Raw genomic sequence first — 24394 nt, 5'->3', positions numbered from 1 at the left:
ATCCGCTTTTTGCTGCGTGTCGCCGTGAACACTCACACAGTGTGGTCGCATGGAAGAGCACAACCCTTCGATTCGCGCACACGCTGTCGCGCTCATGCGCCAGGGCATCCCGAACCGAGTAGTCGCCGCCCGCCTCAACATCCCGCGAGGGACGGTCGGCTGGTGGCGCAGCGAGGACCGCAAGCTACGCGACGAAACCTACGAGCAGCCCACAGACTGCCCCCAGTGCACTGGCCGCGAATTCGACGAGGTCGCGTATGCCTATCTCCTGGGCCTCTACCTCGGCGACGGCCACATCATCTCGAAGCCCAAGCAGCATCATTTGTCCGTCTTCTGCAACGCCACACAGACCGGCCTTATCAAGGCCGCCGAAGACGCCATGCGCAAGGTGATGCCCCTGCCACGCGTGAGCCAGCGCTTCAAGCCTGGCTGCATCGAAGTGAAGTCGTACACGAAGCACTGGACCTGCATGTTCCCCCAGCACGGCCCTGGCAAGAAGCACGAGCGGCCGATCGTCCTCCACCCCTGGCAACAGGAAATCGTCGACGCCCACCCCTGGGAATTCATCCGCGGTCTCATCCACTCAGACGGCTGCCGCATCACCAACTGGACCACCCGCCTCGTCGCCGGTGAGCGAAAGCGGTACGAATACCCCCGGTACTTCTTCACCAACGTCTCCGACGACATCAGGCAGCTCTACACAGACACCCTCGACAAGCTGGACATCGAGTGGACGCACTGCACCCGCCACGGAAACCCGTACAACATCTCGGTCGCCAAGAAGGCCTCAGTCGCCCTGCTCGACATCCACGTGGGCCCGAAACACTGACTACTTGGGGCTGTCGTCCTCGCCGATGTGGTGGACCCGGACGAGGTTCGTCGATCCGGCGACTCCGGGCGGTGAGCCGGCCGTGATCACGACCACGTCACCCTTCTCGCAGCGGCCGTACTTGAGCAGCAGCTCGTCCACCTGGTCGACCATCGCGTCGGTGGAGTCGACCTGGGGGCCCAGGAACGTCTCCACGCCCCACGTCAGGCTGAGTTGTGACCGAATCGCCGGTTCGGGGGTGAAGGCCAGCAGGGGGATCGGGGAGCGGTAGCGGGACAGGCGTCGCACGGTGTCCCCGGACTGGGTGAAGGCGACCAGGAACTTCGCGCCGAGGAAGTCGCCCATCTCCGCCGCGGCTCGCGCGACCGCTCCGCCCTGGGTGCGGGGTTTGTTGCGTTCGGTCAGGGGCGGGAGGCCCTTGGCGAGGATGTCCTCCTCGGCCGCCGTGACGATCCTGGCCATCGTCCGTACCGTCTCGATGGCGTATTTGCCGACGCTGGTCTCGCCGGACAGCATGACCGCGTCCGTGCCGTCGATGACGGCGTTCGCCACGTCGCTCGCCTCGGCCCTCGTCGGGCGGGAGTTGTCGATCATCGAGTCCAGCATCTGTGTCGCCACGATCACCGGTTTGGCGTTGCGTTTGGCGAGTTTGATCGCGCGCTTCTGGACGATCGGGACCTGTTCGAGGGGCATTTCGACGCCCAGGTCTCCGCGCGCGACCATGATGCCGTCGAAGGCGGCCACGATGTCGTCGATGGCGTCGACCGCCTGGGGCTTTTCCACCTTGGCGATGACCGGGAGGCGGCGGCCTTCCTCGTCCATGATGCGGTGGACGTCCTCGATGTCGCGGCCGCTGCGGACGAACGACAGGGCGATCACGTCGAAGCCGGTGCGCAGGGCCCAGCGCAGGTCTGCCTCGTCCTTTTCGGACAGGGCCGGCACGGATACGGCTACGCCGGGCAGGTTGAGGCCTTTGTTGTCGGAGACCATGCCGCCTTCGATGACGGTGGTGTGGACTCGGGGTCCGTCGACGGCGGTGACCTCCAGGCAGACCTTGCCGTCGTCGACGAGGATGCGCTCACCGGCGGTCACGTCGGCGGCGAGTCCGGTGTATGTGGTCCCGCAGTGCCGCTGGTCGCCTTGGGCGCCTTCTTCCACGGTGATGGTGAAGGTGTCGCCGCGTTCAAGGAGTACGGGGCCTTCGGTGAAGCGGCCGAGTCGGATCTTCGGGCCCTGAAGGTCGGCGAGGGTGCCGACGCTGCGGCCGGTTTCGTCGGAGGCCTTGCGGACGCGCTGGTAGCGCTCCTCGTGTTCGGCGTACGAGCCGTGGCTGAGGTTGAAGCGGGCTACGTCCATTCCGGCCTCGACCAGTGCCTTGATCTGGTCGTACGAGTCGGTGGCGGGGCCCAGGGTGCAGACGATTTTTGCTCGGCGCATGATCCGAGCCTAGGCCTTACCGGCGGGTAGGGATTTGGCGTGGGGTGACTACTCAACAACCTTTGAGTGAAAGGCTTTTGACAAGTGTTGAATTGTGCGGCGGGGTGCTCCGATGAGCGTTCCCGTTCGTGAATTCGGGCGGTTATTCGGGTGGGAATTCGAATGTGGACCGGGGCTCGGGTTCGGGCGCGGTCACAGTTGGGGCGGCGCCATGGTGAAGCGGGCGTTGACCTGGGCGTGGATGCGCTGGCGCTGGGGTTCGAGGTCCAGGGGGGCGGCGGCGGTGTCGTCGTCGGCGGCGTAGGCCATGGAGCGCATCCGTCCGCCGGCGGCGGGGGCGAGGGGTTGGGCGTTCTCGGCGCCGATGTCGGCGAGTTCCACCAGGGCGGCGAGGGAGGTGCCGAGTGCCTCCGCGTACTCCCGGGCGCGTTGGACGGCTTCTTTCACTGCCTGCTGGCGGGCTTGGCGGTGGGCTGGGGAGTCGGGGCGCAGTGCCCACCAGGGGCCGTCGACGCGGGTGAGTTCCAGGTCGGCGAGGCGGGTGGTGAGTTCGCCGAGGGCTGTGAAGTCGGTGAGTTCGGCGGTGATGTGGACGCGGCCGTGGTAGGCGTGGACGCGTTCGCCGCGGCTTTTCTCCTTGAGTTGGGGGGTGAGGGAGAAGGAGCCGGTTTCCAGTCGTTCGACGGCGTCGCCGTAGGACTTGACCAGGTCGAGGACGGTGGCGTTGCGGCGGGTGAGGTCGTCGAGGGCGGCGCGGCGGTCTTTGCCGCGGGCGGTGACGCTGATGCCGATGCGGGCGATCTCGGGGTCGACTTCGAGCTGTGCTTCGCCGCGGACGGCGATGCGGGGTGCGTCGGGGGTGCCGTAGGGCTGGAAGGGGTGGGGGTCGTCCGCGGTGGGTGTGGTCATACGCCCTACTCTGTCACTTCTTGACTGGTGGGTGGCGGCGAATGTCACAGGTTGGGTCATCAGATCGAAACCTGGAGGGGGTGTTGCCGCTTGCGGTGGCCGGGTCAGAATCTACGCGCGTCATTGACCGTTCCTCGAGGAGATCAAGACATGCCGTTGAACCGCAGGAAGTTCCTGGAGAAGTCCGCCGTGACCGGGGCGGGCGTCGCGCTGGCTGGTGCCGTCGGGGCTCCTGCTGCCGAGGCTGTGGAGGCGTCGGGTGTGAAGCGGCCGAAGCCCGCGAAGCGGTACTCCCTGACGGTGATGGGGACCACGGACCTGCACGGCAACATCTTCAACTGGGATTACTTCAAGGACGCGGAGTACACCGACGCCAAGGGCAACGCCAAGGGGCTGGCCCGGGTCTCGACGCTGGTGGACCAGGTCCGCGCGGAGAAGGGCCGGCGCAACACGCTGCTCATCGACGCGGGTGACACCATCCAGGGGACTCCGCTGACGTACTACTACGCGAAGGTCGACCCGATCACCGCTCCCGGTGGTCCGGTGCACCCGATGGCGGCGGCGATGAACGCGATCGGCTACGACGCCGTGGCGCTCGGCAATCACGAGTTCAACTACGGCATCGAGACGTTGCGCAAGTTCGAGGACCAGTGCGACTTTCCGCTGCTGGGTGCGAACGCGTTGGACGCCAAGACCCTGAAGCCGGCCTTCCCGCCCTACTTCATGAAGAAGTTCTGCCCGCCCGGTCTGCCGCCGGTCAAGGTCGCCGTCCTTGGTCTGACCAACCCGGGCATCGCGATCTGGGACAAGGCGTACGTCGACGGCAAGCTGGTGTTCCCGGGTCTGGAGGAGCAGGCGGCGAAGTGGGTGCCGAAGCTGCGGTCGATGGGTGCGGACGTGGTCGTCGTCTCGGCGCACTCCGGTTCCTCGGGCACCTCCTCCTACGGGGACCAGTTGCCGTACATCGAGAACTCCGCGGCGCTGGTGGCCCAGCAGGTGCCCGGCATCGACGCGATCCTGGTCGGGCACGCGCACACCGAGATCGCCGAGCTGCTGGTCACCAACGACAAGACGGGTAAGACGGTCGTGTTGTCGGAGCCGCTCTGCTACGCGCAGCGGCTGTCCTTGTTCGACTTCGAGCTGGTCTTCGCCAAGGGCCGCTGGACGGTGGAGTCGGTGAAGGCGACGGTGCGTGACTCCAGGACGGTCGCGGACGACCCGAAGATCACCAAGCTGCTCAAGGACGACCACGACATCGTCGTGGAGTACGTCAACCAGGTCGTCGGTACGGCTACCGCGACGCTGACGACGGTCGAGGCGCGGTACAAGGACGCCCCGATCATCGATCTGATCACCAGGGTCCAGGAGGATGTGGTCAAGGCGGCTCTGGCGGGCACCGAGCATGCCTCGCTGCCGGTCATCGCGCAGGCCTCGCCGTTCTCGCGCACCTCGGAGATCCCGGCGGGCGAGGTGACGATCCGGGACCTGTCGAGCCTGTACGTGTACGACAACACGCTGGTCGCGAAGTTGATGACGGGCGCGCAGCTCAAGGCGTATCTGGAGTATTCGGCGGAGTACTTCGTGCAGACCCCGGCGGGCGCCGCGGTCGACGTGGAGAAGCTGACGAACGCGAACAACCGCCCGGACTACAACTACGACTATGTGTCGGGTCTGGCGTACGAGATCGACATCGCGCAGGCGGCGGGTTCGCGGATCAAGAACCTGACGTACAACGGTGCCGCGCTGGACGAGACGCAGAAGTTCGTGTTCGCGGTGAACAACTACCGGGCGAACGGTGGTGGCGCGTTCCCGCATGTGGCGTCGGCGCCCGAGCTGTGGGCGGAGTCGACGGAGATCCGTACCCGGATCGCGGAGTGGGTGACGGCGAAGGGTGTGCTGGACCCGGCGGACTTCGCGTCGGTGGACTGGAAGCTCACGCGCAACGGGACGCCGGTCTTCTGAGGCTTCGGCAGCGTTTCGTACTCGGCGCCGGCGCGGATTTTCGCGCCGGCGCCGTGCGCGTTCAGTGGCTTTCGGTCAGCGGGGTGAGTGCGGGGGCCTGGCGGGCGGCGGGGATCTGGGGGCGCGGGTCGAGTCCGAAGGTGGTGAAGGCCGTTCGCGGGGGCAGCGGGTATGGGTCTTTCTGGGTGAGGGAGTTGAGGATGGTGGCGCTGCGCCAGGCGGCGAGGCCGAGGTCGGGGGTGCCGACGCCGTGGGTGTGGCGTTCGGCGTTCTGGACGTAGAGGGTGCCGGTGACGGACGGGTCGAGGACGAGTCTGAACTGTTCGTCGATGCGGGGGCGTTCGCGGCTGTCGCGGCGCAGGTAGGGGTCGAGTCCGGCGAGGATGCGGTCGAGGGGGCGTTCTCGGTAGCCGGTGGCGAGGACGACGGCGTCGGTGGTGAGGCGGGAGCGGGTGTTCTGCTCGGTGTGTTCGAGGTGCAGTTCGACTTTGGTGGTGGCGACTCGGCCCGCGGTGCGGACGCGGACGCCGGGGGTGAGGACGGCGTCGGGCCATCCGCCGTGCAGGGTGCGCCGGTAGAGCTCGTCGTGGATGGCGGCGATGGTGTCGGCGTCGATGCCTTTGTGGAGTTGCCATTGGGAGGTGACGAGCCGGTCGCGTTCGGCTTCGGGCAGGGCGTGGAAGTAGTGCGCGTAGTCGGGTGTGAAGTGTTCGAGGCCGAGCTTGGAGTACTCCATGGGGGCGAAGGCTTCGGTGCGGCCGAGCCAGTGCAGGCCCTCGCGGCCCGGGGGGCGGGTGCGTAGCAGGTCGAGGAAGATCTCGGCGCCCGACTGTCCGGTGCCGACGACGGTGACGTGTTCGGCGCGCTGGAAGGCGTCGCGGTGGGTGAGGTAGTCGGCGGCGTGGATGACGGGCACGCCGGTGGCCTCGACGAGGGGTTTGAGTGGTTCGGGGAGGTAGGGCTCGGTGCCCACGCCGAGGACGATGTTCCGCGTGTAGGTCCGTCCGAGGGCCTCGGCTTCCCCGTCGGTGTCGAGTTGGGTGAAGTCGACTTCGAACAGGTCGCGTTCGGGGTTCCAGCGGACGGCGTCGACCTGGTGTCCGAAGTGGAGTCCGGGGAGGTTGTCGGCGGTCCAGCGGCAGTAGGCGTCGTACTCGGCGCGTTGGATGTGGAAGCGCTCGGCGAAGTAGAAGGGGAAGAGTCTCTCGCGGCTTTTGAGGTAGTTGAGGAAGGTCCAGGGGCTGGTGGGGTCGACGAGGGTCACCAGGTCGGCGAGGAAGGGGACTTGGATGCGGGCGCCGTCGATGAGGAGGCCGGGGTGCCAGTCGAAGCCGGGGCGCTGTTCGTAGAAGACGGTGTCGAGTTCGGCGAGGGGGTGGGCGAGGGCGGCGAGGGAGAGGTTGAAGGGTCCGATGCCGATGCCGACCAGGTCGCGGGGTGCGTCGGGCTCGCGGTGGGGAGGGGTGGGGGTCATCGGTGGGGGGTTCCTTCCAGGGTCTTCAGGAGTGCGGCCAGGTCGTCGGGCCGGGTGTGGGGGTTGAGGAGGGTGGCTTTGAGCCAGAGCCGGCCGTCGAGGCGGGCGCGGCCGAGGACGGCGCGGCCGTTGGTGAGGAGGTGTCGGCGTGCGGCGGCGAGGTCGTCGTCGGTGGCGTGGACCGGTCGGAACAGGACTGTGCTGATGGTGGGCCGGTCGTGGAGTTCGAAGCCGGGGTGGGCTTGGACGAGGTCTGCGAACTGCGCTGCCTGTGCGCAGACTTGGTCGACGAGGTGGCCGAGTCCCGTGCGTCCGAGGGTCTGGAGGGTGACGGCGATCTTGAGGGCGTCGGGGCGGCGGGTGGTGCGCAGGGAGCGGCCGAGGAGGTCGGGCAGGCCGGCTTCGGTGTCGTCGTCGGCGTTGAGGTAGTCGGCGCGTTGCCGCAGTGCGGCGAGGTCGCGGGTGTCCTGGACGGCGAGGATTCCGGCGGCGGCGGGTTGCCAGCCGAGTTTGTGCAGGTCGAGTGTGACGGTGGCTGCGGCGCTCAGGCCGGTGAGCTTGTCCCGGTGCCGGGTGCTGAAGAGGAGTCCTCCGCCGTATGCCGCGTCGATGTGGAGGCGGGCGCCGTGGGTTCGGCAGAGCGCGGCGATCTCGGGGAGGGGGTCGATGAGGCCGGCGTCGGTGGTTCCCGCGGTGGCGGCGACGAGGTGGGGGCCGGGGAGGTCGGTGAGTGCGGCGTCCAGGGCGGTGGGGTCGAGGGTGCCTGCGGGGGCCGGCACGAGGACCGGATCGGGCGTGCCGAGGAGCCAGGTGGCGCGGGGCAGGGAGTGGTGGGCGTTGGTACCGCAGACCAGGCGGACGCCTGCGCCGAGGGCTTCCCGGGCCAGGAGAAGGGCCAGTTGGTTTGATTCGGTGCCGCCCGTGGTCACGAGGGCGTCGGGTGCGTTGTCGGCTGCGGGCCGGTGGGGGCTTGTCGCGCCCCGCGGCGGAGCCGCATGTCGGTACAGCCCCGCGCCCCTGGGTACGTCGGCGTAGACCTCGTTCGCGAGTGCCCGTGTCAGGAGGGACTCCAGCTCCGACGCTGCTGGTGCCTGGTCCCAGGAGTCCAGGGACGGGTTGAGGACTGATGCCGCGAGGTCTGCTGCCGCCGCTACGGCGAGGGGTGGGCAGTGCAGGTGGGCGGCGCACAGGGGGTCCGCCGGGTCGGCGGATCCTTCCGCCAGGGACCGGACCAGGTGCCGTAGGGCTTGCGGGTCGCCTTCGTCCGGGAGGAGGTCGCCCACCGCGTCCCGGACTCGTGCCGCGACTGTCTCCGGGCCGCCGGCCGGTAGTGGTCCCCCGCGCTTCCGCGTGCCGTCGCTGAGTGCGTCGAGGACGGTGGTGAGCAACGGGCGCAGGGCGCGGGGGCCTTCGGGTCCTGAGGCCAGTGGCGGGGTGCGCATGGTGCCAGCTTGTACGCGGTTGCGTGGGCGCGCCCGAGAGGTTCGGCGATTCAGACCCGAAAGGGGGTACTTCGGTGCGGGGGAGAGGTGGCGGGGGTCAGCCCCGGAAGTCCTCGGCGTGGTCGCGGGCCCACTGCTCGAAGGTGCGGGCGGGGGTGCCGGTGATCTTCTCGACGGTGTCGGTGATCTCCGGGGTCGTGCCGACGGTGGCGGCCCAGCTCTTCAGCAGGAACTGGAGGAGGTGGGGCGGCATGTGGGAGAAGAGTTCGGTGGCGGCCTGGTCCGGCGGGAGTTCGACGTACTCCAGGTCGCGTCCGAGGGCTCGGCCGATCGCGGCGATCTGGTCGGCGTTGCTGGTGGCCGCGGGTCCGGTGAGGATGTGGGCGGCGCCTTCGTGGCCGATGTCGAGGAGGGCGCGTTCGGCGACGGCGGCGATGTCGTCCTCGTGGATGGGTGCGCTCATCGCGTCGGCGAAGACGCCGCGGACGGTGTCGCCGGCGCGGATCTGTCCCGCCCAGGAGAGGGCGTTGACGGCGAAGGCGTGGGGGCGCAGGAAGGTCCATTCCAGGCCGCTGTCGCGGACCGCCTGTTCGGCGTCGGCGTGCATGATCCGCAGGGGGTTGTGGTCGTCGGCGCCCTCCTTGACGTATCCGGCGGACAGCAGCACGACGTGGCGGACGCCGGCTTCGCGGGCGGCCGTGAGGAGGTCGGCGTTCGCGGCCTGGACGTAGAGGAAGAGTTTGGTGGCGCCTTCGAAGGCGGCCGGGTCGGGGTGGAGGCGCATGACCTCCACCCCGTCGGGCAGTGCGGCCTTGTGGGGGTCGCGGGTGAGGGCGCGTACGGGTCGGCCTGCGGCGAGGAGGCGGTCGACGAGGGCACGGCCGACGTTTCCGGTGGCGCCGGTTACTAAGATCACGGGTCTGTCTCCCAGGGTTGATCGTCCTTGACTGTCCGTAGCCTAGAGCGGACGATCGCCTTCCCGCGTCGTCTCCCGGGAGCAACCGCGGCCTACGTCTGAGGTCCTAGGCCTGCCTCACTCGCCATGCGCGTGCCAGGTCGTCGAGTTGGTCGGCGAGCTTGCGGCGCAGGGCCGGGATGGGGTCGGCGTCGCGCAGGCAGGCCTCGCCCGCGCTGAGGGTTGCCGCGTCGACGGCGTACGCGGGGAACGCCCAGCGGCCGGCGGCGTCGGCGATGGCGGGGCCGCGGCGGGTGGCGAGGGCGACGGCGTCCTCGAAGTAGCGCGGGACGTACTCCTCCAGGAGTTCGGCCTGCTCGGGCTGCCAGAAGCCCTGGGCGGTGGCGATGAACAGGTAGTTGGACAGGTCGTCGCCGGTGAACATGGCCTCCCACGCGGTGCGCTTGGCGTCCGCGTCGGGCAGGGCGGCCCGGCAGCGGGTGGCGCCTTCCTGTCCGGTGGCGGACGGGTCGCGTTCCAACTCGGCGGCGATGGCGGCCTCGTCGGTGGCGTCGAGGACGGCGAGCCGGGCCAGGACGCGCCAGCGCAGTTCGGGGTCGAGTTCGGGGCCGCCGGGGACGGTGCCGTCGGCGAGCCAGGCGGCGATGGTGTCGGGGTGGGCGGCGACGTCGATGAAGTGGCGTACGGCGATCAGGCGCAGGCCGGGGTGGTCGCCGTCCTCGGTGCGGCGGATCAGGTCGCGGCACAGGTCGGTGAGGGTGGCGAGGGCGGCGGGGCGCTCCTCGGCGGTGACGTAGCGGCCGGCGACCTGGACGCAGGCGAAGGCGAGGACGCCCTGGACGAGGGCGAGGTCGGTCTCGTGCGGGAGGTGGGTGCGGGCGGCCTCCAGGTAGGCGGCGGGGGCCAGTTCGCCGTCGCGGACGCAGTCGCGCAGGGCGTTCCAGACGACGGCGCGGGTGAGCGGGTCGGGCAGCCCCGACAGGTTCGCGCGGACGGTGTCGAAGGAGGCGGTGTCGAAGCGGACCTTGGCGTAGCTGAGGTCGCCGTCGTTGAGCAGCAGGAGCGCGGGGCGTTTGCCGATGGGCTGCGGCGCGCTCTGCGGGATGTCGAGGTCGAGGCGTTCGCGCAGCACGAGGTGGCGGCCCTCGTCGGCGACGTCCTGGTCGTAGAGGCCGACGCGGATGCGGTGCGGGCGGCTGCCGAGGTGTTCGACGCGGAGGGTGTAGGTGCCCTCGTCGCCGGGGGTCACTTCGGGCTTGAGGGTGTCGACGCCGGTGGTGCGCAGCCAGGTCTCCGCCCAGGCGTGGACGTCGCGTTCGGTGCTGCTCGCGAGGGAGTCGATGAAGTCGGCGAGGGTGGCGTTGGCGAACTTGTGCCGGGCGAAGTGGGTGTTGATGCCGGCGAGGAAGTCCTTCTCGCCGAGCCAGGCCACCAGTTGCCGTAGTGCGGAGGCGCCCTTGGCGTAGGAGATGCCGTCGAAGTTGAGCATCGCGGAGGCGGTGTCCGGGACCAGTTCGGGGTCGGGGGCGACGGGGTGGGTCGAGGGGCGCTGGTCGGCCTCGTAGCCCCAGGCCTTGCGGGCGACGCCGAAGTCGGTCCAGGTGTCGGTGAATCGGGTGGCCTCGGTGAGGGTCTGGTAGCCCATGTACTCGGCGAAGGACTCGTTCAGCCAGATGTCGTCCCACCAGCGCAGGGTGACGAGGTCGCCGAACCACATGTGGGCCATCTCGTGGGCGATGACCATGGCGCGGGTCTGGCGTTCGGCGTCGGTGACGGCGGAGCGGTAGACGAACTCGTCGCGGAAGGTGACCAGTCCGGGGTTCTCCATGGCGCCGGCGTTGAACTCGGGGACGAACGCCTGGTCGTAGGAGTCGAAGGGGTAGGGCTCCTCGAACTTCTCGTGGTAGCGGTCGTAGCACTGCTTGGTGATCTCGAACAGTTCGTCGGCGTCCGGGTCGAGGTAGGGGGCCAGGGAGCGGCGGCAGTGCAGGCCGAAGGGCAGGCCGCGGTGTTCGGTGGTGACCGAGTGGTAGGGGCCGGCGGCGAGGGCGACGAGGTAGGTGGAGATCCGCGGGGTGGGGGTGGCCTGCCAGCGGCCGTCACCGAGGTGCTCGGCGCGGCCGTTGGCGAGGACGGTCCAGTTCTGGGGGGCCGTGACGGTCAGTTCGAAGACGGCCTTGAGGTCGGGCTGGTCGAAGGCGGCGAAGACGCGCGGGGCGTCGTCCATGCAGAGCTGGGTGTAGAGGTAGGTCTCGCCGTCGGTGGGGTCGGTGAAGCGGTGCATGCCCTCGCCGGTGCGGGAGTAGCGCATGCTGGCGTCGATGTGGAGTTCGTGTTCGCCGGCGGTGAGGTTCTTCAGGGGGAGCCGGTCGGCGTCCAGGGAGTCGGTGTCGAGGGGCTGTCCGTCGAGGGTGACGGAGCGCAGTTCGGCGGGCTTCAGCTCGACGAAGGTGTCCGCGTCGGTCGTCGCGGTGAAGCGGATGACGGTGCGGGAGTCGAAGGTGTCGTCCCCGGTGGTCAGATCGAGGTCGATCGTGTACCGGTGGACGTCGAGGAGCTTGGCACGGGTCTGCGCTTCGTCGCGCGTCAGTACGGACATGCACGACATGCTGCCTGATGGGAACGGCCGGGCACAGGGGCGGATCGGTACGCGGCCTATGTCCGTTCCTGCTCCAGGCTGCCGCCCCGCGCCCTGTCCGCGCGCTGGAACGGGACCCTGGTGTCCGGGTGGGGCGGGGCGGGTCTCGCGGGGCGGTCGCCGGCCTCGCCATGGCCCTTGACGAGGGCGCGCAGCTCGCGGATCTCCTCCTCCAGGAGGAGCTGGCGGCGGTAACTGTCGTAGAGGTGGCGGACCTTGGTGCGCAGCGCCCAGGGGTCGACGGGCTTCATGATCAGGTCGGCGACGCCGAGCCCGAAGGCGGTGGCGGCCAGTTCGTGGTCGGGTCCGAAGCCGGTGAGCAGGACGACGGGGATGTGCTGGGTCTGTTCCAGGCGGCGCATGTAGCGGACCACGTCGAGGCCGCTGACGCCGGGCATGCGGACGTCGAGGAGGAGCAGTCCGACCTTCCCGCGGAGCACCTGCTTGAGTGCCTCGTCGCCGCTGGTGGCCCGGCCGAGCCGGTACCCCAGCGGGGCGAGGGCGCTCTCCAGCGCGTACAGCGTGTCCTCGTGATCGTCGACGATGAGGATCCTGGCATCCGATGGCATGGCCCGACCGTCCCTCCCGCGTGGGACAACCACCTTGGGTCTAAGGCGCTGACGGGGAGTGCTCGTCAGCTGACAAGGAGTGCACAGCGCAGCATGCCTCCCGCGGGCCCGCCTGTCACGTCCTTGTGCCGTACGCCGGGGTCAGTTGCCTGGGGACGGGCTGCTGTCGGCCGTGCCGTCGGCGATCCGCTCGTGGTGCCTGATCACTTCGGCGATGATGAAGTTGAGGAACTTCTCGGCGAACGCCGGGTCGAGCCGGGCGTTCTCGGCGAGGCTGCGCAGCCGCTCGATCTGCCGGGCCTCGCGCGCCGGGTCGGCGGGCGGGAGCTGGTGCTTGGCCTTGAGGTGGCCGACCTGCTGGGTGGCCTTGAAGCGCTCGGCGAGCATGTGGACGACGGCGGCGTCGATGTTGTCGATGCTGTCGCGCAGCCGGCCGAGTTCCTCGCGCACGGCGGGGTCGACGTCACCGGTTCCGTTGTTGCTGGTGGTCATGGCGGACCAGCCTACGTGTCGCCGCGGCGGGAGACCTCGGGCGGATCACCGACGCCGGGCGCCTCACGGGGTGTCCGCGTCCGTCCCCGGCAGCCGTGGCGGGTCGGCGGGGTCGGGTGTCCGGTCGCTCCAGCCGCCGGGGACGGTGCGGCTCTGCTGGGCGCGGAAGCGGACGGGGGCGGTGCCGACGCGGCGGGTGAACAGGCGGGAGAAGTAGGCGGGGTCGTCGTAGCCGACGCGGCGGGCGACGGCGGCGACGGGGAGTTCGGTGGCGGCGAGGAGTTCCTTGGCGCGGCCGAGGCGGATGCCGAGCAGGTAGTCCTTGGGGCTGCGACCGGCGGCGCGGCGGACGGCGGTGCGCAGTTCGGCGAGGGTCATGCCGTGCCGGGCGGCGTGGTCGGCGACCGTCATCGGCGTGCAGGCGTCGCGGGCGAGGGCCTTGAGGACCTGGTGGCCGTCGGGGGCGAGGTCGGCGCGGGCCCGGCGCAGGGCGACGAGGAGTTCGTGGACGGCGGCGCCGGTCTCGACCTCCAGCAGCGGGTTGTCGCGGCGCGCGGCGCGGGCCATGCGGCCGATGACGGCACGCGGTCCTGCGGCGTCCAGGAGGGGCACGACGGGCCGGTCGGGCTCGATGTAGCCGAGTTCGGTGTAGGTGTCGGCGGCGGGCCCGGTGAAGTCGACGAAGCCCTCGTCCCAGCCGGAGTCCGGGTCGGGCGCGTAGTGGTGCGGGACGCCCGGGGTGAGCCACAGCAGCGCGGGCGCGGTCACGGTCGTACGCCGGCCGCGCGCGTCCTCGTACCAGCCGCCGCCGGTGCTGACGACGACGGCGACGTGGTGGTCCAGGGTGCGGGGTCCGACGGTCGGCAGGGCGCCGTGCTGGAGGCCGACCCCGAGGCAGACGAGGCCGAGGCGGTGGTGGGCGGGGCCGGGGGTGAGGAACCGCATCCAGGTCTGGTACATCGGCGCGGTCCCTCTCCTTCCGTCCAAGCTGCGCCGATCTTTGTCCATGGACCCCGGCCCGCGCCAGAGGTGAGGGTGGCGGCATGAGCGAGTTCACGGTGGGGGACACCGATTTCCTGCTGGGCGGGCGGCCGGTGCGGCTGCTGTCCGGTGCGTTGCACTACTTCCGGGTGCACGAGGCCCAGTGGGGGCACCGGCTGGCGATGCTGCGGGCGATGGGCCTGAACTGCGTGGAGACGTACGTGCCCTGGAACCTGCACGAGCCGCGGCCGGGCGCCTACGACGACGTGGAGGCCCTCGGTCGTTTCCTGGACGCGGCCCGGCAGGCGGGGCTGTGGGCGATCGTGCGGCCGGGCCCGTACATCTGCGCCGAGTGGGAGAACGGCGGCCTGCCGCACTGGCTGACGGGACGGCCCCGCACGGGTGACGAGGAGTACGTGGGGCACGTCGAGCGCTGGTTCCGCAGGCTGCTGCCCCAGGTGGTGGACCGGCAGTGGGACCGCGGCGGGCCGGTGATCATGGTGCAGGTGGAGAACGAGTACGGCAGTTACGGCTCGGACGCCGGGTACCTGCGGTGGCTCGCCGACCTGTTGCGGGCCGAGGGCGTCACGGTCCCGCTGTTCACCTCCGACGGACCCGAGGACCACATGCTGAGCGGCGGCTCGCTCCCCGGCGTCCTCGCCACGGTCAACTTCGGCTCCCACGCCCGCGCCGCCTTCGCGACCCTGCGCCGGCACCGCCCGGGCGGCCCGCTGATGTGCATGGAGTTCTGGTGCGGCTGGTTCGACCACTGGGGCGCCGAGCACGTCGTACGTGACCCTCGCGACGCGGCGGCGGCCCTGCGGGAGATCCTGGAGTGCGGGGCGTCGGTGAACCTCTACATGGCGCACGGCGGGACGAGCTTCGCCGGGTGGGCGGGGGCGAACCGGGGTGGCGATCTGCACGACGGCCCGCTGGAGCCGGACGTGACGTCGTACGACTACGACGCGCCGATCGACGAACTCGGCCTCCCGACCGAGAAGTTCTGGCGCTTCCGCGAGGTCCTCGCCGAGTACGCCGACGTCCCCCTGCCGGAACTCCCCCCGCAGCAGCCGCGGTTGGCCGCTCCCGCCGAGGTGACGCTCACCGACTGGGCGCCCCTGGGACGGGTGCTGGAGACCCTCGGCGGCCCCGAGACCCTCTCCCCCGTACCGCCCACCTTCGAGGAACTGGACGTGGACCGGGGTCTGGTGCGCTACGAGGTGACCGTCCCCGGGCCACGGCAGCCGTACCCGCTGACCGCGCGCGGACTGCGGGACCTGGCGGTGGTGTACGTCGACGGGCAGCCGGCCGGGACGCTCACCGAGGAGGACGAGCGGCTGAGGGAGCCGGTCGCCGGGCACGCGCGCGTGGAGCTGTGGGTGGAGTCCCTGGGCCGGGTCAGCTACGGACCGCGGACCGGTGAGGCGAAGGGGATCACCGGGGGGCTGCTGCACGAGCGGCAGTATCTGCACGGGGTACGCGCGCGTGGGCTGCGTCTGGACGCGCTGGACGCGCCGGCCGACGTCGAGCGGGTGCCCTTCCTGCCCCTCACCGAGCCCGGCGCTCCCGGCACCCACCGGGACACGCGCGGCGAACCCGGCGCCCCGGGGCTCTACCGCGGCACCCTCACCGTGCGCGGCGCGGGCGACGCGCTGCTCGAACTGCCGGGCTGGACGCGGGGGTTCGTCTGGATCAACGGCTTCAACCTGGGCCGCTACTGGTCCACCGGCCCCCAGCACACGCTGTTCGTCCCCGGCCCGGTGCTGCGGGAGGGCGGCAACGACGTGTGGCTGCTGGAACTGGCGGGGACGGCGGCGCGGGCGCCGTACGTCAGGAGCCGGTGACCCGGCCGGGACCGGGCCCGGGGGTGCGGCCGGGGACGGCTGGGAGCGCGACCGGGGAGAACCCGCTCGCATCCTCGTAGAGTGGAACCGGGTTCACGGCGTCTTGGGGGTACGGGCGTGGCGAACGACGGACCGGTCGAGCACGGCTACCCGCACCTGGAGACGGTGCGGGCCTCGATCACCGCGCTCTGGAAGCGGCTGTCGTACGACACCGTGCAGACGTTCTCGACCAGTGTGGCCCCCGCCGACGTGGCGTTCTGCGACACGGACGATCTCCATCTCGGGGCGCAGCGGGTGGCCCGCGAGCTGGTGCGGCACTACCGGCTCCCGGACGCCCGGATGATCGTCGGCTTCCGGGAGATGACCCACGCGGCCAATGTCGAACTGGCCGCCGGTCCCGAGTACTTCGTCGAGCTGAACGACCGTTTCCGGACTCATCGGCGGGACATCGGGGCGGCCCTCGCGCACGAGGTGATGCACGTCTACCTGCACCGGCTCGGGCTGTCGTTCCCCGGCCTCAGGGAGAACGAGATCCTCACGGACACGGCGACGACGTACCTGGGCGCCGGGTGGCTGCTTCTGGACGCGTACCGGGAGGACGCGGCGTCCTCGCAGAAGCTGGGGTATCTGACCCCGGAGGAGTTCGGGTACGTGCTGGCCAAGCGGGCGCTGGTGTTCGGTGAGGACCCGTCGGTGTGGTTCACCAGTCCGCAGGCCTACACGGCGTACGTGAAGGGCATGGGCCGGGCGCGGGAGGACGAGCAGCAGCCCCCGCTGACCGCCGCGGGGTGGGCGGGGCGGCGGCGGTACGCGCGGGACCGGCGGGCGCGTGCGCCGCATCCGGGGGCGCCGTACGCCTTCTCGCCGGAGTGTGAGGCAGGGGGGCTGCGTGTGTCCTTCCCCTGCCCGACCTGCCATCAGCGGATCAGGGTGCCGGTCCGGGGGCGGATGAGGGCGCGGTGTGCCTTGTGCCGGACCGTGCTGGAGTGCGACACGTAGGGGGTGCGTCGCCGGCTGCGGGCAGGGGGGCCCGGTCGCGCCCCTCACCGAGGGGGTGCGTCGCCGGCTGCGGGCAGTGGGGCCCGCTCACGAGGGGGTGCGCCGTCGGCTGCGGGCAGTGGGGCCGCCAGCGCCCCTCGCCCGCTGGGGGTGCGCCTCCAACTCCGGGCAGCGGGGCCCGGCCGGACCCCTCCCGAAGGCCTACGCCCCGTACACCGGCCCCGGTACCTCCGCCTCGACCAGCAGTTTCCGTGCCGCCTCTCCGGCCTCCGCCGGTGTCCACCTCGCCCCCTTGTCGGCGCTCGGGCCCGGTCTCCAGCCCTCCATCACCGTGATGCGGCCGCCCTCCGCCTCGAAGACCCTCCCCGTCACCCCCGCGCTCGCCGCCGATCCCAGCCAGACGACCAGCGGGGAGACGTTCTCCGGGGCCATCGCGTCGAAGCCCGCGTCCGGTGCCGCCATGGTCTCGGCGAAGGCGCGCTCCGTCATCCGGGTCCGGGCCGCCGGGGCGATCGCGTTGACCTGGACGCCGTAGCGCGCGAACTCGGCGGCGGCCACCAGCGTCAGGCCGACGATCCCCGCCTTCGCCGCGCTGTAGTTCCCCTGCCCGACCGAGCCCGACAGCCCCGCCCCGCTGCTGGTGTTGACGACCCGGGCCACCGGTGCGCGCCCCGCCTTGGTCTCCGCCCGCCAGTGCGCCGCCGCGTGCCTCAGGGGCAGGAAGTGCCCCTTGAGATGCACCCGCAGCACGGCGTCCCAGTCGTCCTCGTCCAGGTTGACCAGCATCCGGTCGCGCAGGAACCCGGCGTTGTTGACGAGGGTGTCGAGTCGGCCGTACGCCTCCAGGGCGGTGGCGATCAGGGAGCGGGCCCCGTCCGCCGTGGCGATGTCGCCGCCGTGGGCGATCGCCTGGCCGCCGGTCGCCCGGATCTCGGCGACCACCTGGGCGGCGGGGCTGTCGGCACCCGGCGAGCCGTCGAGGCCGACGCCGAGGTCGTTGACCACGACGCGCGCCCCCTCGGCGGCGAAGGCGAGCGCGTGCGCCCGGCCGAGTCCCCGGCCCGCCCCGGTGACGACGACGACCCTGCCGTCGCAGATTCCGCTCATCTCAGATGTCCTTGTGGGCGATCGCGTCATCTCGGCTCCCTTTGTGGGCGGTTGCGGCGTCCAGGTACAGCGGCCGCTCCCCGCCCCCGTGCACCGGCAGCGAGGCCCCGGTGATGTACGCGGCGGCGTCGGAGGCGAGGAAGACGGCGGCGGCGCCGATGTCCGAGGGTTCGGCGAGACGTCCGAGGGGGACGGTGGAGGCCACCGCGGCGATCCCGTCGTCGCCGCCGTAGTGGAGGTGTGCCAGTTCGGTGCGCACCATGCCGACGACCAGCGTGTTCACCCGGACGTCCGGCGCCCACTCCACCGCCATCGACCGGGCCAGGTTCTCCAGCCCTGCCTTCGCGGCCCCGTACGCCGCCGAGCCGGGTGAGGGGCGGCCGCCGCTGACGCTGCCGATCATGACGACGCTGCCCTGGGACCGTCTCAGATGGTCGTACGCCGCGAGGGAGACCGCCAGCGGGGCGAGGAGGTTGAGCTCCACGACCCGGGCGTGCCGCTCGGCCCCCACGTCCGCCAGCAGCCGGTACGGTCCGCCGCCCGCGTTGTTGACGAGGACGTCGAGGCGGGACAGCCCGGCGAGGAAGGCGTGCACGGCGTCCGGGTCCCGTACGTCCAGGGGCGCGAACTCCACGCCGTCGAGCGGCACTTCGGGTGCCCTGCGGGCGCACGCCAGGACCGTCGCGCCCGCCTCCACGAACGCGCGCGCGATCCCGGCGCCCACTCCGCGCGTACCGCCCGTGACGACCGCGACCTTCCCCTTGAGCTCCATTCGCCGCTACCCTCCACCTAACAAACGTTTGGTGGAAAGGTAGCTGATGCTTCCATGGGTGTCTCCACCTCCGCCCCGGAAAAGGGGCCCGAAAAGGGCGGCGTCGCCGTCGTCACGGTCGACTTCCCGCCGGTGAACGCCCTGCCGGTGGACGGCTGGTTCGCCCTCGCCGACGCCGTGCGCACGGCAGGCCGCGACCCCGAGGTGCGGTGCGTGGTGCTGGCCGCCGAGGGCCGGGGGTTCAACGCGGGCGTCGACATCAAGGAGATCCAGGCCCACGGGCAGCGCGCGCTGGTGGGCGCCAACCGCGGCTGCCACGAGGCCTTCTCGGCGGTGTACGACTGCGAGGTCCCGGTGGTGGCGGCGGTGCAGGGCTTCTGCCTGGGCGGCGGCATCGGTCTCGTGGGCAACGCGGACGTGGTCGTGGCGAGCGAGGACGCCACCTTCGGGCTGCCCGAGCTGGACCGGGGCGCGCTGGGCGCGGCCACGCATCTGGCCCGGCTGGTCCCGCCCCACCTCATGCGGGCCCTGTACTTCACCTCGCGCACGGCTACCGCGGCCGAGCTGCACGCGCACGGGTCGGTGTGGCGCGTCGTCCCGCGTACCGAACTGCGTGGTGCGGCGCTGGAGTTGGCGGGCGAGATCGCCGCCAAGGACGGCGAGCTGCTGCGCCTGGCCAAGGCCGCCATCAACGGTATCGACCCCGTCGACGTACGCCGCAGCTACCGCTTCGAGCAGGGCTTCACCTATGAGGCGAGCGTCCTCGGGGTCGCCGACCGCGTCCGTGACCGGTTCGGGAAGGAGGGCCGTTAGATGAGCGACAAGACCATGAGTGCGGACGAGGCCGTGGCCCGGCTGTACAGCGGCATGACCCTCGGCATCGGCGGCTGGGGTTCCCGCCGCAAGCCGATGGCCCTGGTCAGGGCGCTGCTCCGGTCGGATGTCACCGACCTGACGATCGTCTCCTACGGCGGCCCGGACGTCGGCATGCTCGCCGCGGCCGGACGGATCCGTACCCTGGTGGCGGCCTTCGTCACCCTCGACTCGATCCCCCTGGACCCGCACTACCGGGCGGCCCGTGAGCGCGGCGACCTGGAACTGACGGAGATCGACGAGGCGATGTTTTTGTGGGGGCTGCACGCCGCCGCCAACCGCCTGCCCTTCCTGCCCGTGCGCGCGGGCCTCGGCTCGGACGTCATGCGGGTCAACCCCGGCCTGCGCACGGTGACTTCACCGTACGACGACGCGGAGACGTTCGTGGCGATGCCCGCCCTGCGCCTGGACGCGGCCCTGGTCCACGTCAACCGCGCCGACCGGTCGGGCAACGGGCAGTACCTGGGCCCGGACCCGTACTTCGACGACCTGTTCTGCGAGGCGGCGGACGCGGCCTACGTCTCGTGCGAACGGGTCGTCGACACCGCCGAGTTGACCAAGGAGGCGGCGCCGCAGTCGCTGCTGATCAAGCGGCACACCGTCACCGGTGTCGTGGAGGCGCCGAACGGGGCGCACTTCACGTCCTGCGCGCCCGACTACGGCCGGGACGAGTCCGCGCAGAAGGCGTACGCGACCACCCCGTGGCCGGAGTTCGCGGAGAGCTACCTGAAGGAGGGGCCGTGAACGGGGTCACCCGCGCCGAGTACTGCGTGATCGCCTGCGCCGAGGCCTGGCGGGGCGGCGGCGAGATCCTCGCGAGCCCCATGGGTCTGATCCCCTCCCTCGGTGCCCGGCTCGCCCGGCTGACCTTCGCACCGGAGCTGCTGCTGACCGACGGGGAGGCGATGCTGGTCCGCCCGGACGGCACCGTCGAGGGCTGGCTGCCCTACCGGCAGCATCTGGCCCTGGTCACGGGCGGCCGACGGCACGTGATGATGGGCGCGAGCCAGATCGACCGGTACGGCAACCAGAACATCTCCTGCATCGGCGACTGGGCGAAGCCGCGGCGGCAGCTGCTCGGGGTGCGGGGCGCGCCGGTCAACACCCTGAACAACCCGACGAGTTACTGGGTGCCCAGGCACTCCCGGCGGGTCTTCGTGGAGAAGGTCGACCTGGTGTGCGGGGTGGGGTACGACCATGCGGCGGGCGCCCGCTTCCACCGCGTCCCGCGTGTCGTCAGCGACCTCGGTGTCTTCGACTTCGCCACACCCGACCACTCCATGCGGCTGGCCTCGCTGCACCCCGGGGTGACCGTCGAGCAGGTGGCCGGGGCGACCGGGTTCGCCCTGAGCGTCCCGGACGACGTCCCGTACACGCGGGAACCGACCACCGACGAGCTGAGGTTGGTCCGGGAGGTGCTCGACCCCGCCGGTGGTCGCGCCCGGGAGGTCGCCGCCTGATGGACACGGCACTGACCCGGCTCGTCGGCGTCCGCCATCCCCTGGTGCAGACCGGCATGGGCTGGGTCGCGGGCCCCCGCCTGGTGTCGGCCGCGGCGAACGCGGGCGCCCTCGGCATCCTGGCCTCGGCGACCATGAGCCTGGACCGGCTGCGGGAGGCGGTGCGCGAGGTCAGGTCCCGCACGGACGCGCCCTTCGGGGTCAACCTCCGCGCGGACGCGGTGGACGCCGGCGACCGGGTGCGCCTGATGATCGAGGAGGGCGTCCGGGTGGCGTCCTTCGCCCTCGCGCCCTCCGCCGAGCTGATCGCGGAGCTGAAGGCGGCGGGCCTCGTCGTGATCCCGTCCGTCGGTGCCCGGCGGCACGCCGAGAAGGTCGCCGCCTGGGGTGCGGACGCGGTGATCGTGCAGGGCGGGGAGGGCGGCGGACACACCGGGGACGTGGCGACGACCGTGCTGCTGCCGCAGGTGGTGGACGCGGTGGACATCCCGGTCGTGGCGGCGGGGGGCTTCTTCGACGGGCGGGGGCTGGTCGCGGCGCTGGCGTATGGCGCGGCGGGCGTCGCGATGGGCACGCGGTTCCTGCTCACGTCGGACTCGACGGTGCCGCAGGCGGTGAAGGCGCGCTATCTCGCGGCCACGGTCAAGGACGTGACGGTGACACGGGCGGTGGACGGTCTGCCGCACCGCATGCTGCGTACGGACCTGGTGACCGGGCTGGAGAACTCGGGGCGCGCGCGGTCCCTGCTGCGGGCGATCCGGCACGCGGCCGGCTTCCGGCGCCTGTCCGGACTCACCTGGCGCCAGATGATCCAGGACGGCCTGGCGATGAAGCACGGCAAGGACCTGACGTGGAGCCGGCTCCTCCTCGCCGCGAACACCCCCATGCTGCTCAGGTCGGCGATGGTGGACGGCCGTACGGATCTCGGTGTCATGGCCTCCGGGCAGGTCGCCGGGGTGATCGACGACCTGCCCTCGTGCGCGGAGCTGGTGGAGCGGATCATGAAGGAGGCGGAGGAGGTGCTGGAGGGCCTGCCTCGGTGACGGCGCCGCGAAGGCTCACAGCCTCTCGATGATCGTCACGTTCGCCTGTCCCCCGCCCTCGCACATCGTCTGGAGCCCGAACCGCCCGCCCGTGCGCTCCAGTTCGTGCAGCAGGGTCGTCATCAGCTTCACTCCCGTGGCCCCCAGTGGATGCCCGAGCGCGATCGCGCCGCCGTTGACGTTGACCTTCTCGGGGTCCGCGCCCGTCTCCTTCAGCCAGGCCAGCACCACCGGGGCGAAGGCCTCGTTGATCTCGATGAGGTCGATGTCGGCGATGGAGAGGCCGGTCTTCTTCAGGGCGTGGGCGGTGGCGGGGATGGGCGCGGTGAGCATGCGGATGGGGTCCTCGCCGCGCACCGACAGGTGGTGGACCCGGGCGCGTGGCTGCAGGCCGTGTTCGCGTACCGCCCGTTCCGAGGCCAGCAGCATGGCCGCGGCCCCGTCGGAGACCTGGGAGGAGCAGGCGGCGGTGATGGTGCCGCCCTCCACGACCGGCTTCAGCGCGGCCATCTTCTCCAGCGAGGTGTCCCGGCGCGGGCCCTCGTCGACGGTGACGTCCCCGTGGGCCACGGTCTCCCGGGTGAAGCGCCCCTCGTCGATCGCCCGCAGCGCCCGCTGGTGGGACCGCAGCGCGAACTCCTCCTGGTCCTGACGGCTGATCCCCCACTTCGCGGCGATCATCTCGGCGCCGACGAACTGGTTGACCGGCTTGCCGCCGTACCGCGCCTGCCAGCCGGTGCTTCCGGCGAAGGGGCCCTGGGTGAGTCCGAGCGGCTCGGCGGCCTGCCGGGTCGCGAAGGCGATCGGGATCATGGACATGTTCTGCACCCCGCCCGCGACCACCAGGTCCTGCGTCCCGGACAGCACGCCCTGCGCCGCGAAGTGCACCGCCTGCTGCGAGGAGCCGCACTGCCGGTCCACGGTCACGCCCGGCACCTCCTCGGGCAGCCCCGCCGCCAGCCAGCAGGTCCGCGCGATGTCCCCGGCCTGCGGCCCCACGGCGTCGAGACAGCCGAACACGACGTCCTCCACGGCACCCGGGTCGACCCCCGCCCGCTCCATCAACGCGCCGAGCACATGCGCGCCCAGGTCGGCCGGATGGACCCCGCTCAGTCCTCCCCCGCGCCGCCCGACGGGCGTCCGGACCGCTTCGACGATGTAGGCCTCGGCCATGGCGACTCCCTGCCAGATAGGGGTTATGGGCGTACGGCGATCCCGTCCAGCACCATCGACAGGTACTGCCGGGCGATCTCCTCCGGGCTGTGCTGTCCGCCGGGCCGGTACCAGGACGCGGCGACCCAGACGGTGTCGCGCACGAAGCGGTAGGTGAGCCGGACGTCGAGGTCGGCCCGGAACACCTCGGCCGCGACCCCGCGCTCCAGCGTGGACAGCCACGCCTTCTCGAACGTGCGCTGCGACTCGGCGAGGAACCCGAACCGCTCCTGCGCGACCAGGTGCCTGCTCTCCTTCTGGTAGATCGCGACGGCGGCGCGGTGCCGGTCGATCTCCCGGAACGACTCGGTGACCAGGGCCTCCAGCGTCTCGCGGGGCCCGAGTTCGGCGGCGAGGACGGTGTCGTAGCCGTCCCAGAGCTCGTCGAGGAAGGTCCGCAGGATCTCCTCGAGCATCGACTCCTTGGAGTCGAAGTGGTAGTAGAGGCTGCCCGCGAGCATGCCCGCGTGGTCCGCGATCTTCCGTACGGTGGTGGCGTTGTAGCCCTGTTCGGCGAAGACCTCGGCGGCGGTGTCGAGGAGTTCCCGGCGGCGGGCGGGCGCGGCGGGGGTCACCTGCGGCTTCTTCTTGGTCGGCACATCGTCCATTGTCCTAGGCGTGTTGGCTGCTGACGGCGACGACCTCGCCCGTCATGTACGACGAGTAGCCGGACGCCAGGAACACGATCACGTTGGCCACCTCCCAGGGCTGCGCGTACCGTCCGAACGCCTCCCGCGCGGTCAGTTCCGCGAGCAGTTCCGCAGTGGTCACCTTCACGAGGTGCGGGTGCATCGCGAGGCTCGGCGCCACCGCGTTGACGCGCACGCCGTACGCGGCGGCCTCCATCGCCGCGCACCGGGTCAGTGCCATGACCCCGGCCTTCGCGGCGGCGTAGTGGGCCTGTCCCGCCTGGGCACGCCAGCCCATGACGGAGGCGTTGTTGACGATCACGCCGCCGCCGGTCCCCCGCATCGCCCGCAGGGCGGCCCGGGTGCACCGGAAGGTGCCGTTCAGCGTGACGTCGAGGACGCGGGACCACTGCTCGTCGGTCATGTCCACGAGGTCCGACGTCCCGCCGAGACCGGCGTTGTTGACGACGACGTCGAGCCGTCCGTGCACGTCCGCGGCGGCCTCGAACAGCGCCCGCACCTGGGCCTCGTCGGTCACGTCACACGGCGTCGCGGCCACCGAGCCCGCGCCGAACTCCGCCGCCAGCTCGGCCTCGTACTCCTTGAGCCGGCGCGGGTGCGCGTCGCTGATCAGCACCCGCGCGCCCTCCTCCAGGAACCGCCGCGCGGTGGCCCCGCCGATGCCGGCGCCGGCCGCCGCGGTGACGACGGCGGTGCGCCCGCTCAGCAGCCCGTGCCCTGGCTCGTACGCCGGAGTCTCGACGCCTGTCATAGGGCCACGCTAACCTACCAAACACTTGTTAGGG

General features: G+C 71.3%; 22 protein-coding genes. 8 read left to right on the top strand and 14 right to left on the bottom strand.

Features of this window, described 5'->3' with window-relative positions:
- Nucleotides 1-49 precede the first annotated feature (49 nt).
- Nucleotides 50-829, top strand: a complete 780-nt coding sequence (locus ACZ56U_RS35325; RefSeq protein ID WP_469088009.1) for a helix-turn-helix domain-containing protein — start codon at nucleotides 50-52, stop codon at nucleotides 827-829.
- Here the strand turns inward: ACZ56U_RS35325 and pyk are convergent, their stop codons facing one another.
- Entirely contained in the window at nucleotides 830-2266 is a 1437-nt protein-coding gene (gene pyk / locus ACZ56U_RS35320) for a pyruvate kinase (RefSeq protein WP_469088008.1), read from the bottom strand. It lies immediately after the preceding gene.
- A 192-nt stretch (nucleotides 2267-2458) separates the two neighbouring features.
- A complete protein-coding gene (locus ACZ56U_RS35315) occupies nucleotides 2459-3175 on the bottom strand; it encodes an SIMPL domain-containing protein (protein ID WP_469088007.1) in 717 nt (238 codons plus the stop codon).
- A 150-nt stretch (nucleotides 3176-3325) separates the two neighbouring features.
- Here ACZ56U_RS35315 and ACZ56U_RS35310 point away from each other — a divergent pair, with 150 nt between their 5' ends.
- The gene (locus tag ACZ56U_RS35310) at nucleotides 3326-5137 is read left to right on the top strand and encodes a bifunctional metallophosphatase/5'-nucleotidase (RefSeq protein WP_469088006.1); all 1812 of its coding nucleotides are present in this window, start codon (nucleotides 3326-3328) and stop codon (nucleotides 5135-5137) included.
- 61 nt (nucleotides 5138-5198) lie between these two features.
- Here ACZ56U_RS35310 and ACZ56U_RS35305 read toward each other — a convergent pair whose 3' ends face one another.
- The 7 genes from ACZ56U_RS35305 to ACZ56U_RS35275 all read right to left on the bottom strand — a co-directional run bounded on the left by ACZ56U_RS35305 (nucleotide 5199) and on the right by ACZ56U_RS35275 (nucleotide 13628).
- Nucleotides 5199-6611, bottom strand: a complete 1413-nt coding sequence (locus ACZ56U_RS35305) for a lysine N(6)-hydroxylase/L-ornithine N(5)-oxygenase family protein (RefSeq protein WP_469088005.1) — start codon at nucleotides 6609-6611, stop codon at nucleotides 5199-5201.
- Entirely contained in the window at nucleotides 6608-8053 is a 1446-nt protein-coding gene (locus ACZ56U_RS35300) for a pyridoxal phosphate-dependent decarboxylase family protein (protein ID WP_469088004.1), read from the bottom strand. The genes ACZ56U_RS35305 and ACZ56U_RS35300 overlap by 4 nt, the downstream gene beginning before the upstream one ends.
- Before the next feature lie 97 nt (nucleotides 8054-8150).
- The gene (locus tag ACZ56U_RS35295; protein ID WP_469088003.1) at nucleotides 8151-8969 is read right to left on the bottom strand and encodes an NAD(P)H-binding protein; all 819 of its coding nucleotides are present in this window, start codon (nucleotides 8967-8969) and stop codon (nucleotides 8151-8153) included.
- A 106-nt stretch (nucleotides 8970-9075) separates the two neighbouring features.
- Nucleotides 9076-11568 (bottom strand): aminopeptidase N, encoded by a 2493-nt coding sequence (pepN, locus tag ACZ56U_RS35290; protein WP_469088002.1) that lies wholly within the window; start codon nucleotides 11566-11568, stop codon nucleotides 9076-9078.
- A gap of 56 nt (nucleotides 11569-11624) precedes the next feature.
- Nucleotides 11625-12176: a response regulator gene (locus ACZ56U_RS35285; protein WP_469088001.1), complete on the bottom strand. Its 552-nt coding sequence runs from the start codon at nucleotides 12174-12176 to the stop codon at nucleotides 11625-11627.
- A 141-nt stretch (nucleotides 12177-12317) separates the two neighbouring features.
- Complete coding sequence (locus ACZ56U_RS35280) at nucleotides 12318-12668, bottom strand: chorismate mutase (protein WP_469088000.1); 351 nt, start codon at nucleotides 12666-12668, stop codon at nucleotides 12318-12320.
- 63 nt (nucleotides 12669-12731) lie between these two features.
- Nucleotides 12732-13628 carry a helix-turn-helix domain-containing protein gene (locus ACZ56U_RS35275; RefSeq protein WP_469087999.1) on the bottom strand — a complete coding sequence of 299 codons (897 nt, stop codon included), beginning with the start codon at nucleotides 13626-13628 and terminating at the stop codon, nucleotides 12732-12734.
- Between the two features lie 83 nt (nucleotides 13629-13711).
- Between ACZ56U_RS35275 and ACZ56U_RS35270 the strand changes: the two genes are divergently transcribed.
- Entirely contained in the window at nucleotides 13712-15493 is a 1782-nt protein-coding gene (locus tag ACZ56U_RS35270) for a glycoside hydrolase family 35 protein (protein ID WP_469087998.1), read from the top strand.
- A gap of 117 nt (nucleotides 15494-15610) precedes the next feature.
- Entirely contained in the window at nucleotides 15611-16492 is an 882-nt protein-coding gene (locus ACZ56U_RS35265) for a hypothetical protein (RefSeq protein ID WP_469087997.1), read from the top strand.
- Nucleotides 16493-16693: 201 nt separating this feature from the next.
- Here the strand turns inward: ACZ56U_RS35265 and ACZ56U_RS35260 are convergent, their stop codons facing one another.
- Together ACZ56U_RS35260 and ACZ56U_RS35255 are read right to left on the bottom strand one after the other, a co-directional pair.
- Nucleotides 16694-17599, bottom strand: coding sequence for an SDR family oxidoreductase (locus tag ACZ56U_RS35260; protein ID WP_469087996.1), 906 nt, complete (start codon nucleotides 17597-17599; stop codon nucleotides 16694-16696).
- Nucleotide 17600: 1 nt separating this feature from the next.
- A complete protein-coding gene (locus ACZ56U_RS35255; RefSeq protein WP_469087995.1) occupies nucleotides 17601-18371 on the bottom strand; it encodes an SDR family oxidoreductase in 771 nt (256 codons plus the stop codon).
- Nucleotides 18372-18425: 54 nt separating this feature from the next.
- Between ACZ56U_RS35255 and ACZ56U_RS35250 the strand changes: the two genes are divergently transcribed.
- Genes ACZ56U_RS35250 through ACZ56U_RS35235 form a run of 4 tightly spaced genes read left to right on the top strand, consistent with a single transcriptional unit; the run spans nucleotide 18426 to nucleotide 21747 of the window.
- Nucleotides 18426-19184 (top strand): enoyl-CoA hydratase family protein, encoded by a 759-nt coding sequence (locus tag ACZ56U_RS35250; protein WP_469087994.1) that lies wholly within the window; start codon nucleotides 18426-18428, stop codon nucleotides 19182-19184.
- Entirely contained in the window at nucleotides 19185-19988 is an 804-nt protein-coding gene (locus ACZ56U_RS35245; RefSeq protein ID WP_469087993.1) for a CoA transferase subunit A, read from the top strand. It begins immediately after the preceding gene.
- Entirely contained in the window at nucleotides 19985-20704 is a 720-nt protein-coding gene (locus ACZ56U_RS35240) for a CoA-transferase subunit beta (protein WP_469087992.1), read from the top strand. The genes ACZ56U_RS35245 and ACZ56U_RS35240 overlap by 4 nt, the downstream gene beginning before the upstream one ends.
- On the top strand, nucleotides 20704-21747 hold the full coding sequence (locus ACZ56U_RS35235) for an NAD(P)H-dependent flavin oxidoreductase (protein WP_469087991.1): 1044 nt from the start codon (nucleotides 20704-20706) through the stop codon (nucleotides 21745-21747). Before ACZ56U_RS35240 ends, ACZ56U_RS35235 begins: the two co-directional genes overlap by 1 nt.
- 15 nt (nucleotides 21748-21762) lie before the next feature.
- Here ACZ56U_RS35235 and ACZ56U_RS35230 read toward each other — a convergent pair whose 3' ends face one another.
- From ACZ56U_RS35230 to ACZ56U_RS35220, 3 genes are read right to left on the bottom strand one after another with little or no spacing between them, the layout of a single operon-like run.
- Complete coding sequence (locus tag ACZ56U_RS35230; RefSeq protein WP_469087990.1) at nucleotides 21763-22920, bottom strand: acetyl-CoA C-acetyltransferase; 1158 nt, start codon at nucleotides 22918-22920, stop codon at nucleotides 21763-21765.
- A 23-nt stretch (nucleotides 22921-22943) separates the two neighbouring features.
- Nucleotides 22944-23558, bottom strand: a complete 615-nt coding sequence (locus ACZ56U_RS35225; protein WP_469087989.1) for a TetR/AcrR family transcriptional regulator — start codon at nucleotides 23556-23558, stop codon at nucleotides 22944-22946.
- Nucleotides 23559-23571: 13 nt separating this feature from the next.
- A complete protein-coding gene (locus tag ACZ56U_RS35220) occupies nucleotides 23572-24360 on the bottom strand; it encodes an SDR family oxidoreductase (RefSeq protein WP_469087988.1) in 789 nt (262 codons plus the stop codon).
- Between the last annotated feature and the right edge of the window lie 34 nt (nucleotides 24361-24394).

Source organism: Streptomyces sp. NPDC034103 (assembly GCF_055575395.1).
Note: the sequence above shows the minus strand (reverse complement) of the source record. Positions and strands in the feature narration are given on the sequence as shown.